Source organism: uncultured Campylobacter sp. (genome assembly GCF_937973075.1).
Lineage (GTDB): Bacteria > Campylobacterota > Campylobacteria > Campylobacterales > Campylobacteraceae > Campylobacter_B.
The window spans coordinates 58,213-70,036 of the sequence record NZ_CALBWL010000023.1; the positions used below are offsets into that span (position 1 = coordinate 58,213).

13 protein-coding genes are annotated in these 11,824 nt (G+C 49.3%); all 13 read left to right on the forward strand.

Features of this window, described 5'->3' with window-relative positions; translation table 11 throughout:
• The first annotated feature begins 38 nt into the window (after positions 1-38).
• The 13 genes from Q0274_RS02470 to Q0274_RS02530 all read left to right on the forward strand — a co-directional run bounded on the left by Q0274_RS02470 (position 39) and on the right by Q0274_RS02530 (position 11,639).
• On the forward strand, positions 39-1,385 hold the full coding sequence (locus Q0274_RS02470; protein WP_298027430.1) for an FAD-dependent oxidoreductase: 1,347 nt from the start codon (positions 39-41) through the stop codon (positions 1,383-1,385).
• 294 nt (positions 1,386-1,679) lie between these two features.
• Positions 1,680-3,149: a pyruvate kinase gene (pyk, locus tag Q0274_RS02475; RefSeq protein ID WP_298027432.1), complete on the forward strand. Its 1,470-nt coding sequence runs from the start codon at positions 1,680-1,682 to the stop codon at positions 3,147-3,149.
• Positions 3,150-3,276: 127 nt separating this feature from the next.
• Positions 3,277-3,459 (forward strand): hypothetical protein, encoded by a 183-nt coding sequence (locus Q0274_RS02480; protein ID WP_298027434.1) that lies wholly within the window; start codon positions 3,277-3,279, stop codon positions 3,457-3,459.
• A gap of 272 nt (positions 3,460-3,731) precedes the next feature.
• Positions 3,732-4,433: a cytochrome-c oxidase gene (locus Q0274_RS02485; protein WP_298027436.1), complete on the forward strand. Its 702-nt coding sequence runs from the start codon at positions 3,732-3,734 to the stop codon at positions 4,431-4,433.
• Between the two features lie 412 nt (positions 4,434-4,845).
• On the forward strand, positions 4,846-6,081 hold the full coding sequence (locus Q0274_RS02490; RefSeq protein WP_298027438.1) for a hypothetical protein: 1,236 nt from the start codon (positions 4,846-4,848) through the stop codon (positions 6,079-6,081).
• Positions 6,082-6,323: 242 nt separating this feature from the next.
• Positions 6,324-6,743: a hypothetical protein gene (locus Q0274_RS02495; RefSeq protein ID WP_298027440.1), complete on the forward strand. Its 420-nt coding sequence runs from the start codon at positions 6,324-6,326 to the stop codon at positions 6,741-6,743.
• Positions 6,744-6,776: 33 nt separating this feature from the next.
• The gene (locus Q0274_RS02500; protein WP_298027442.1) at positions 6,777-8,207 is read left to right on the forward strand and encodes a hypothetical protein; all 1,431 of its coding nucleotides are present in this window, start codon (positions 6,777-6,779) and stop codon (positions 8,205-8,207) included.
• 15 nt (positions 8,208-8,222) lie between these two features.
• Positions 8,223-8,525 (forward strand): hypothetical protein, encoded by a 303-nt coding sequence (locus Q0274_RS02505; protein WP_298027443.1) that lies wholly within the window; start codon positions 8,223-8,225, stop codon positions 8,523-8,525.
• Complete coding sequence (locus tag Q0274_RS02510) at positions 8,515-8,766, forward strand: hypothetical protein (protein ID WP_298027445.1); 252 nt, start codon at positions 8,515-8,517, stop codon at positions 8,764-8,766. The genes Q0274_RS02505 and Q0274_RS02510 overlap by 11 nt, the downstream gene beginning before the upstream one ends.
• Positions 8,767-8,928: 162 nt before the next feature.
• Entirely contained in the window at positions 8,929-9,276 is a 348-nt protein-coding gene (locus tag Q0274_RS02515; protein WP_298027446.1) for a hypothetical protein, read from the forward strand.
• A 253-nt stretch (positions 9,277-9,529) separates the two neighbouring features.
• Positions 9,530-10,243 carry a hypothetical protein gene (locus tag Q0274_RS02520; protein WP_298027448.1) on the forward strand — a complete coding sequence of 238 codons (714 nt, stop codon included), beginning with the start codon at positions 9,530-9,532 and terminating at the stop codon, positions 10,241-10,243.
• Positions 10,244-10,327: 84 nt separating this feature from the next.
• Entirely contained in the window at positions 10,328-10,753 is a 426-nt protein-coding gene (locus Q0274_RS02525; RefSeq protein ID WP_298027449.1) for an ecotin family protein, read from the forward strand.
• Positions 10,754-10,937: 184 nt separating this feature from the next.
• Positions 10,938-11,639, forward strand: coding sequence for a YbaK/EbsC family protein (locus Q0274_RS02530; RefSeq protein ID WP_298027451.1), 702 nt, complete (start codon positions 10,938-10,940; stop codon positions 11,637-11,639).
• The last annotated feature ends 185 nt before the right edge of the window (positions 11,640-11,824 follow it).

Genomic DNA, 11,824 nt, shown 5'->3' on the forward strand with positions numbered 1-11,824 from the left:
TTTCGCACAATTGCAGCCAAATTCGATAAGGAAAGGGCATGCAAGAAAAACATTACGAAGTAATCATCATAGGCGGCGGTATCACGGGCAGCGCGCTAGCGTACGTGCTGGCAGAATTTAGCGGGATCAAAAATATCGCTCTACTTGAAAAATACGAAGGGCTTGCGACGCTAAATTCTAAAGCCAGTGCAAACTCTCAGACGATTCATTGCGGCGACATCGAGACCAACTACGACCTGCAAAAAGCGACCGAAGTCAAGCGCAAGGCGGATATGATTGTGAAGTATTGCCAAAAGCACGAATATGGGAATAAATTTTTATTTCAGGGGCAGAAAATGGCTCTTGGCGTGGGCGAAAGCGAGATAGAGCTAATTAAAGACCGATTTGAGAAATTTAAAGAGCTTTATCCGTATCTGCAGCTTTTTGACAAGGAAGAGCTCAAAAAAATCGAGCCCAAGCTAGTTTTTGACGGGCGCGGCGAGGAGCGAGCGGAGGATATCGTAGCAATGGGCGTGCAATCGGGAGTTTACACGACGATCGATTACGGCGCGATGGCGAATTCTTTTGTGCAAAACGCTAAAAACGTAGAGGGTAAAACCTGCGATCTGTACCTAAACACCGAAGTGCAAAACATCACTAAAGTAGGCGATAAGTTCTATATCCGCACAGCAAACAGACTCTCGCTAAGCGCCGATTTCGTAGTCGTAGATGCGGGCGCTCACTCGCTGTGGCTGGCGCACAAAATGGGGCTTGGGCAGGATCTTAGCACGATTTGCATCGCGGGCAGCTTCTATCTAACCAAGCAAAAGCTTCTAAACGGCAAGGTTTACATGGTGCAAAACCCAAAGCTTCCATTTGCCGCGCTTCACGGCGACCCCGATCTTTTGGCGGACGGCTGCACGAGATTTGGTCCTACCGCACTTACGCTACCGAAGCTCGAGCGCTACAAGGGCTGTCGTTCGGTGCCGGAATTTTTTCAATCATTAAATTTTGACATGGACGTAGCCAAGGTCATTTGGCAAAATTTTGGCGATAGCGAGGTAAGGGACTTCTTAATCCGCAATATAGGCTTTGAGATACCGATTTTAGGCAAAAAGCTTTTCGTCAAAAATGCGCGCAAGATCATACCTAGCATCCGCGAGGAGGATATTTACTATGCCAAGGGCTTTGGCGGCGTGCGTCCGCAAGTAATCTCACACTCGCAAAAAAAGCTGCTTTTAGGCGAAGCTAGAATAGGCGAAAATCCGGGGATTATCTTTAATATGACCCCAAGCCCCGGCGCTACGAGCTGCCTAGGCAACGCACTTCGCGACGCAAAAAGTGCTTGCGAATATTTAGGAGTGAGCTTTGATGATGCAAAATTTGACGCGGAAATGATGCAATAAAGAGGAATTTTTAAATTTTGCTCGGGCAAGAATTTTGAAATTTTACTTCGACGAGGATTTTAAAATTTTTCTCGCGCTTCACGTATATAGAGGATTTTAGAAATTTCATTCAAACACGAATTTTTAGAATTTAATCTGCACCGCAAGCTATGAAATTTTAAAATTTCGCCGTGAAGCCGTGAAGTAGAATTTTAAAATTCCTTCGTCTAACGAATTTTAAAATTTAGAAATTTCAAAATTTTGCGCAAAATTTCGCCTAATGCGGCGATAAATTTTAAATTTAAAGGAGAAAAGATGCTTAAAAAAACCAAAATTTTAGCGACCATCGGACCTGCCAGCGACAGCGAAGAGATGATGAGCGCGATGGTAAAGGCGGGCTGCAACGCCTTTAGGATGAACTTCAGCCACGGCACGCACGAGTATCACGAGGCAAATTTAAACAAAATCCGCGCCGTAGAAAAGAGCCTGGGCGTGCGCGTAGGCGTATTTCAGGACATCAGCGGCCCAAAGATCCGCGTCGGCAAACTCGAGGAAAATTTTAAACTAAAAACGGGCGATAAAATCACCTTCCTTCCTCGCGAAATAATAGGCAAAAAGACCGCGGAAGGCGAATACGAGCTATGCATCAACCACCCAGAAATTTTGCCGCTGATGAAGACGGGCGAGTTTATCTACCTCTACGACGGCTCGATCCGCGCCAAGGTAGTCGCGGTAAGCGAGCAAGGCGTGCAAGCGGTGCTCGAAAACGACGGCTTTTTAAGCTCGAATAAAGGGGTGAACTTCCCAAATACCCGCCTAAATATCGACGTCATCACGCAAAAAGATCTGGAAGATCTGCGCTGGGGCGCGGCGCACGGCGTAAATTTCGTAGGCATCTCCTTCGTGCAGTCGCAAAACGACATCCTGCGCGTGCGCGAAATTTTAAACTCGCTGGGCTCAAAAGCTAAAATTTACGCCAAGATCGAGAAATTCGACGCGGTCGAAAATATAGAGCAGATCATCGAGGCAAGCGACGGTATAATGGTCGCGCGCGGAGATCTTGGCATCGAGATGCCGTTTTATGAGATCCCGCGTATCCAAAAGCGCATCATAGCGTTAGCCAACGCCCGCTCAAAGCCCGTCATCACCGCCACGCAGATGATGCTTAGCATGACCGAGCACGAGCGCGCCACCAGAGCCGAGATCAGCGACGTCGCAAACGCCGTACTCGACGGCACCGACGCCGTGATGCTAAGCGAGGAAAGCGCCATCGGCAAAAACCCCGCAGCCGTGGTCGCCGCGATGAGCGAGACGATCCGCGAGACCGAAAAGATCTATCCTTACGATAAATTTAACGATTACGATTTCTACGACGAAACCGATATGATCACTTCAAGCACCGCAGCGCTTGCCGCAAGACTGGGCGCGGGCGTGATACTTTCGATCACGGGCTCGGGGCGCTCGGCGATCAAACTCGCACGCAACCGCGCTAAAATCGACATCATCGCAATCGCGCACGACGAGCAGACCGCGCATGCGCTAAGTCTCGTGTGGGGCGTAAATCCAGCGATGGTTAAGGAAAAAACGAGCATCAACTCGCTGCTCGCACGTATCATAAACGAGGCTCTGCAACGCGGGCTCATCGAAGAAGGCGGCACCTACGTGATGACGGCGGGCTTTCAAAGCGGACATCCCGGCAGCACCGACTACATCCGCATCATCAAAAAAGATCAGATCGATTTCTACCGCGACGCGGCGAAAACGGGTCTTCAGGATAAAATTTAATGCGCAGCCAAAGGTCATAAAGTCAGAGGCTGCAGCTAAATTTAATTTCGCTACGAGATTATGAGCAGCAACATCGCGTTTATGTCGTGATAGAATTTGCTAAATTTAATTCCATTGCGAGATGACGGTGCAGGATTTAGCCGCTAAAACTTTGGTGGCGCTTCGGTGGCTTTATTTCGCGCAGATCAAGGACGAGCGCGCGAGCACTTATGCCTTTGATTTCATGGCTCACCGCGGACTGATAGATTTTTTTATGCGATACCGCACGGCGCGCCACGACCAGTTTATAGCCGCATTCAGCGATAAATGACTAGCATACGATGCTTAAAAGGGCGAAATTTTAAATTTTAGTAAGTGCTTCGAGCGATTTCATACAATCTAAATTATGAGCTAAATTTTATGATTAGCGGCGTTAAATTTAGCCGCGTAAAGCATCGCGCTAAAGCCTGATCAAAAGAAAATAGAGCCGCCGCAAAAATTAAAATTTCGCAAAAATATATTCATTAAAAATCAAGCTCTGCTCTTAAATTTCAAGATATAATTACGAGGGAAATTTATAAAAATTTAGCCAAAGGAGAGACCATGAAAAAATTTCGCTCACTGCTGCTCTGTGCGGCGGCGGCTGCGACTTTAAGCGCCCAGGGCGAGGACAAGGTAGAAAAAATCACTTCGATCGACATCTATATTTCGCCGTTTTATTCGGCTAAGGAGGGCAAGCCCGAATACGTGCACGTTTACGAGCCGATCGACAATCTGTTGATGAAAAATGACGTGGCGAGCCTAAAAAAGGCGATCAAAATCATCAAAGACGCCCCGGATATGGTCGCTCCGACTACGCTGATGACGATCGCTGCACGCGCTTATGATTTGGGGCTTAAGGACGACGCGGTGTTTTGGTTCTACGCGGGCAAAAATCGATTCCTAACCTTCGCTCGCGTCATCGACATCAAGGACGAGATGTTTCGTGAGACCGAGTCCGCGAACGCGGCATTTTTGCAGCTAGTCGGCAACGTGGTAAATCCATACGCATTCTGCGATCTCGCTAAACAGCGCAATGCGGCGGCACGCGCCAGGGACTGGGTCAAAGCACACCCGTATAAAGCGATATTTGATGAGAAATTTCCATCGCACTTCGCAGATCGCGCCGCCGCGCTCAAGGCAGCTGAGGACAAAATGGACGCCGCGCTACTTAGGCAGGACGAGTTTTTCGCAGACCCCACTAAAAAGGCCGACTTCCTAGTCAAGCGCAAAGCAAATAACGCAGATGAGCGCTTCTGCGATTAGTATCGCTAATCAGCGGCACTCTTTAAAAACCGGCATTATTTAAAATTTTGAGTTGCCAAAAATTTAGTATTGCATTTTTATCTCCTCAAACAGATCTGCGCGTGAATTTAAAATTTTATGACGTAGAATTTTATCGCTAATGGCACGCAATGAAGCTTTGATATAAATCAGCTTTAGATCTGTTTAAAATTTAGCAGAAGCTCGCACGCAATTCTATTTCGTATAAATTCTATCGACAACTAACACAAAATCAAATCTAAATATTGCTAAAATTCCAGCCGTTTGGCGACGTAAAATTCCACCGCTACCGCCTAAAAATCGAAGTTTTTTAAATTTAGCCGCGCGGCGAAATTTTATCCGTTTTTATATACGAACATTATATAATTATCAAAATTTTTTCCAAGGAGAGAGGATGAAAAAGCTCGCTACGATACTTGCGCTGCTCTGTGCGGCGGCGTTTGCCAAGGAGTATGAGTATATGGTGCAAAGCATGAGCTACAGCTCACTCGGGGAGCGCAAGGAGAGCACGCATCTAAGCTACGATGCGGCGGCGCGCAAGCTAGAGCAGGTAAGAGATACGAACTCCTCGGACGGCCTAGGCTCTAGCTACAAAGAGATCAGCTACTTTGACGAAAAGGGGGATATGGTTAAATTTGAAGTATTTAACCTCGATCTTAAAAGCGGTAAGTGGAAAAAAATAGAAGACTACACGGAAAGCGTCAAAGACGGCGTCACGACGCGCGAGAGCAATTCGATAGCGGATGACGGTACGCGCAATGCGAGCAAAACCGTCTCCAGCTACGACGGTAACACAACCGAAGATGTGCGATATAAGTTTGTAAAGGGCAAATGGCAGAAAGATAGCATGAATAGATCCGTAAAAAACGCGTGGGATAAGGAGGAGCTTACGATAAGCTTCAAATGGGACGGCAAGAGCTGGCAGCCCAAAGATAAGACCGAAATTTTCTACGACAGCCTAGGAGAGATGAGCGGATACGTGAGCTACGAGTTTGTAAACGGCGCGTGGCAAAACAGCGAGCGAGAGATGCTTAACGGCGATCGAAACGGCAGCTACGAGCAGCTCCGCAGCACCTTTAAGGGCGGCGCATGGCAAAACGCGACGATGAGTAAGCACGAGCTTGATGCCGCGAAGGGCGAGGGGATCGTTACGAGCTTCATCTGGAACGACGAGAAGGGCGCGTGGGATAATATGAGCAAACAGACCATTATCAAGAAGGGGGCAGATCTTAATATGACCTCTTATCTGTGGGACGAGCGGCTTAAAGATTGGGTCAAAAGCTACTCAAACGGCGAAATTTACGATAAATCGGGCGAGCGACTGCTCGAGCAAAGCTACGAATCAAATTCCAGCAGCGGCAAATACGTCTATAGCTACGACGAGCACGGCAGTAATACCGCGATGGATATCTACAAGCTTGATGCGAGCGGCAAATGGGTGCAAACCGGGCGCTCGGAGGCTACTTACGATACCCAAATCCCATCGGACAGCGTGGGGCACGGCGCCGCGCTGATGATGTTTGAGATGCCTAGTATCTACGCGATAACGAGCTTTAAGGAATTTAAGCTTAAGGGCGGAAAATACGAGCTCATAACGGAAAAGACGTGGAAATATAAAAAGATAAAGTAGCGTTTGAAGATACGTCGGTAAAATTTAGCCGCGAAATTTTATTTGCGCGGCGTCGCGCGAGTGCTGCGATTAAATTTAGCAGGCGTGGCGTGGCGATTAAATTTAACAGACGCCGCGCCGCGCGAGCGCTGCGATTAAATTTAGCTAGCGCGGAGGTATTCGTGCGCCGCGTAAATTTTAAAATTTAAATCCTACGCTGCGGCAGGTCCGCACGCAGCGGCGGCAAAAGAAAAGGTTGAAAAATGGTTTTACTCAGGGCGGCTATTTCGGCTTTAATTTTAGCGAGTGTCTGTTTTGGCGCCGTAGAGGCGCAAGATCACGGCGCGGTAAGCGGACAAAAACAGACGATAGGGGGCGGAGGGAGAGATGACCAGACGCCCGCAGGCAAGCAAAGTAGCGAAACAAGCGCAACAAAGCGCGCAGACGAGCAAGGCGGCGAGGCGCAAAATTTTAAAATCAAAAGACGCTATTTTCGCAGCTGTTCGTGCCTACACAAACAAAAATCAAAGGAGCCAGTCTATCTCTATGATGAAATTTCGCAAGAGCAGGCCGAAAAATCGGCGAGCTATTTCATCGGCTATTTCAAAGAGGGCAAGCTAAGCCGCTATGAAAAAATTTACGAAGGTGAAAGAGCTTTTTCGAGCGAGGATATAAAGCGGTAGACGCAATTTAAAATTTAGATAAAAGGAGCGGTCATGAGAGATGTTTTTAAAATTTCGCCCGAGGGTGCGGCAGATTTTACGGCGGCAAATTTAAAGGCGCGAGCGATTATTTCGGCGGGTGCTTTTAGAGCGCTAGCGGCGGTAAATTCGAGGGCGCGGACGGCAGTTTTAGCAGGCTCCATTTTGGCGGCGACATTAGCTCTCGCGATGCCTGTGGGCGCAACCGAGACGGGCGAGGCAGCGACGAAACATGCGGCGGCGGATAAAATTTGCCTGCAAAAGACGAGTTATAAAACAGAGGGCGGCGCCGTGCCGCGCTACGAATATGAAGTGAGCCAAAACTACGACGCCAAAACCCGCCGCCTACAAAAAATCTACAAAAAGAGCGGCGAAGAGGGGATGTCCGTATCGAAAAGCTTCAGCAAATTTGACGAAAGTGGCGAGCGCGAGATCGAAAATGTCGAATACGACTGGGACGCGGATACAAACAAATTGCGCGAAACGGCGAGAAGCAAGCAGGAGATCGCTGCTGACGGCTCAAAAATTTATTTCAGCCTGCAAAGCAAGGACGGCAAGCCATACGACGGAGAAAAAGCCGTCGAAAAGCGCGAAGGCAAAACGGAAATTTTGCAAAATTTCACGCTAAAAAAGGGCAGATGGACGCCGACGCACCTTACAAAAAGGATTGTCGATGAAAACGACAGAAACAATTTCGTAGCGACCTACGAATGGGATGCTAAAGCGAAAAAATGGATGCCGTACGAAAAATCGATATATCACTACAACGGCGATGTTTACGCGGGCTCCGAAGGCTACGCGTGGCGCGGCAAATGGGTGCCGCTTACAAAACATACCGTCTTTACGGCAGCGGACGGGACGCGCAGCGAGATAAATTTTATATGGAAAGACGGCGCCTGGCAGCGCGATGAAAAGATCTTGCGCAAGATCGAGCCTAAGTATAGGCGCTTTAGCGAGCTAAGATCGCGCTGGGACGCCGCAAAAAGCGAGTGGAGGGAGTACTACAAAAACGTGCACGAGGAGACCAAGGAAAGCAGGCTGCTACGCGAGCAGACCGTGCTTTGGCGCGAGGAGTCGCAGTGCTGGGAGGTCGTGTTTGAAAACGAGTTTAGCTACGACGCGCGCGGCAACGTGATAAAAAATCGCGCGGCTTCCGATGGCAAGCAGTACGAGTATATCTACGGCTACGACGAAGCGGGCAACAACATCTCTATCACACTGCGCGAGCCTGATGAGAGCGGCAAATGGCACGAGACGCAAAGGACGCAAAACGTCTTTGAGCAGGGCATTTTAGCGCACGACGTCCTGGATCGCGGCTTCATCGGCGACTACATAGCCGCGGGCAAAAACGCGATCAAAAGCAGCAAGCAGTATTTTCTAAAGGACGGCGAGTTTAAGCTAAACGAAACTCGCGAGTGGGTTTACGGAAAGTGCGAGCCGCAATAAAATTTGGAAAACCTTATGAACGAGCCTTATATCGTTAAAATTTCAGATAGCGACGCGATGATGTTCGGTTGCGAAGCGGACGAGCGGGTGCGCGAATTTGCCGCTAAATTTGACGGCTGGGAGTACGAAAGCGAGTTTGAGCAGATATACTATCTGCTCGGCACGGACGTTTTTATCGAGGTCGCGAGCGAGGAGAGCTTAAATGAAGGCGCTTTACGCGCTCAAATTTCAAACGAAAAGGCTTTGGGCGCTGACGGCGGCGCGACGTTTTTGAGCCTGCGCGAGTGGGACGGCAAGGTGCATTCGCGTGAGCGGTGAAATTTTACGCGCGATAAGCGAGGATGAGGACGGCGGCGCGGCGTATCTGCTTCTTAGCCCGCGACATATCGCCGCAGAGGAGCTGCGAGGCGCCTTTGCGGACAAGCAGCCGCAGGAATTTGCGCGCATTATTGAGGCTTTGGAAACCAAATACGACTGCAAAGACCGAATGTTCTGCTACGTCGTTTGCTATTTTACGCCGAAAGGCAAAGAGGGGATGCGGGCGGACTTCGGCGTCTGAATTTAAAGCGCGGCGGATAAATTTAAAATTTGACCGCGCAGCGCACTCGCGCCGAATGGCGAAGGTTTTATCTTACGCGTAAGACTTGCGCCGTATGGGTACAAGTGAAATTTTAAGCGACGAAATTTAAACCGCCGCGACAAGCGAAATGGAGGGGGCAAAATGTTAAAATCCATAAAATTTAGGGGCGAAAGCATCGAGGAGCTGGAGGTTTGGTACTACGCCCCAAAGCACGAATGTAGCGCGGCGGAATTCGCGCGAGAGTGCGGCAAGCTCGTGCGCGTGGACTTTGGGCTCGCCTCCCTTTACGAGATAAAATTTGAAAAATTTATGCCAAGCGAGCCCGATGATTTTATGAAAGAGCGGATAACGGCTGCTTTGAGCGCGGCAGGGCTATCAGACGAGCCTCGTAATTTCGCAACGGGCGGCGAGAACGACTGGGACTGGCAGGAGTGCTCGTTTGAGGCGAGCGGGCAGCGATTTTTACGCATCTGGGCGACATCGGCTTGATAAATTTAGCCCGTAGATACTGGCTTTGCACGCACGAGGTTTTAGGCGGATTTGCCGCAAAGCGCTTGCAAAAGGCGCCGAGTGACGTTAAAATTCCGCGCTACCGCTTATATCGCGCGTATTTGCACGCCTTGAAGCGCGATAGCGTAAGCCAAGCAGCAAAGCAAGCAAGCGCGCCCCATTTCGTGCAAATTTACGCGCCGAGGCGCAGGCGGCGCCCTGCTCTGAGCCAAAATTTATTTGAAGGGAAAATATGAAAAACCTATTTCTAGCCGTGCTTGCGGCATTAGCGCTTAGCGGCTGCGCGGGCTTAAAATGCGGCGCAAAGGACGGGCGAGACGTCGCCGAGATCGACGTGCCCGAAGATGGCTGGACGAGATATCTAGGCACCGACGGCGAGATCAAGGAGGTCGCATTTTTCACGGTGTTTTTCTCCAAGCAGTTCCGCCCGCACCCAAAAGATGGCGAAAAGATCGGCTTCGTGCTTACCAAAAAGAGCGGCGAACGCATACCGATAAGGCTCGGCAATATGTATAAGGCGGCAGACGGCGCATTCGCGCTCGCGGATCTTGACGCGCAGAGCGACGTATGGGGCGGAGCCCGGGAGCTGCGCAGAGTAAAACGGGTGAAATTTTATAAATTTCAAGAAGGCAGCGTCAAAGTAACGGACTATGAGGCGCAAGGCGGGCTTTGCGAGGCGTTTTACGCAGGCAAAAAGATAAGCGTCAAAAGCGTGCTAAGCCGCCGCACGAGCAATGCAGACGGGGCTAGCGGCGAAATTTCCACCGTGCAAACGCAGGGCGAAATATCGCGCGACGCCGTCAAAGCTTTAAACTCGCGGGGAAAACCCTCGCTACAAAGCTCTAGTAAAAATTTAGCTAGCAAAAAGAGCGCTGCACAAAAAACCAAGGGCGAGGCGTTAAAACCGGAGACGGAGACGCTAAAAAATATTATCTGCTACAGGTAAAAACAAAGTCGATTGAAATTTCAGTTTAATGAGTAAAAATTTTGCTAAAATTTTAAATAAAAATATCTTTTTAAGGAGTAAAAAATGAGAAAAAGCGTTTTATTTTTCCTATTGCCGCTGTTTTTGTTCGGCGGCGAGGCGCAGAAGCAGCTAAACGTCTTTGAGCTAACGCCGTCAAAGATGCCGCCGCAGCAGTTTAAGGTCGAAGCGGTCTTTTCAAAAGAGATCAAGGCCGACTGCAACGACGCGTATCTGATCGGCGGCAAAATAGAGCAAAAAGAGGGCACGGACGGGCTTTATTACGAGTTTAGCGGCGGCAACGAACTTGCTCAAACGCTGATGCTGTGCAAAACCGAGAAGCAAAAAAAATGGGTCTATTATGAGCTTGGAGCGCCTTTTTTCTACACTCCGGGCGAAATTAGAATTTTAGCGCCTAAAGATGTTAAGGTCGAGCTTAGAATTTACGAGCTCGTAGAGAGCAAAGAGCCTAAAATCCGTAAAATGAAATAATTTCGCAAGAAGCAGGGCGGACCGAGCTTATACGTGACGGAATTTCCGCCACGCAATAGATTTTTCATCGCGCAATGGATTTGCGCGCAGGCGAGATAAATTCTACGACGAAGAATGGAATTTTGGCATCAATGGGTCGTTTGGTTAAAATTTCAGTATAATTTCGTAAAAACAAGGAGAGAGCATGTCAGAGAGAATTTTTGAAAGCCTAAAAGAGTTTTTGACGCAGCAGGGCGCGCGCTTCCGCGTCGTAGCTCACGAAAGCGCGGGCACCTCCGCCGAAGTCGCCAAAGCCCGAGGCACACAGCTGGGACAAGGCGCAAAGGCGCTAGTTTGCACGATCAAGGGCTTTAAGGACGGGCAAATTTCTTTCGCGCAAAATTTAAATTTAGCAAACGCCGATGACTCTCAAAACCCCGATGCTTCCTGCGTTGCGAGCGCTCAAGGCTGCGAAAATGGCGCCTGCGCAGCAAATTTAACTTTAACCGCCGATCAAATCTGCGCCAACGTACCGCAGCAGCTGAAGCTTCCTAGCAACAAACCCGCTGGCAGAAACGGCAGGATCTACGTCCTAGCGGTCTTCGCAGCCGATCATAAAACCGATCTAAAGCGCTTGGCGCAGGGGCTAGGCGGCACGAAAGCATCGCTCGTAAGCCCCGATGAAGTGGGCGATCTCACGGACTGCGTCATCGGCTCGGTGCCGCCCTTTAGCTTCCACGACAAGCTGCTGCTAATCGCCGATCCGTCGCTGTTCGGACGCTTTGAAGAGATCGCTTTCAACGCAGGCTTGCTTGATCACTCGATCATTCTAAACGCGCAGGATTATGCGCGCATCGCAGCTCCGCACATTGTTAGCTTCACCGAAAAGGCTACGGAAGGCGAATAGTCGTGCATCGTCCGTTTCACACAAGAACAAGAGGACTCAGATTAAATTAACCCAAAAGCAAGGGCAGAAAAAGACAGCGCGAGAGTGGTTGTAAAAAGGGCGCTTTGATTTTTGATCTTTTTCTTCATATTAAGGCTTTAAAATTTGCAGTACGATTAGGAGCAAAGAGGGCGCGACCGAAACAA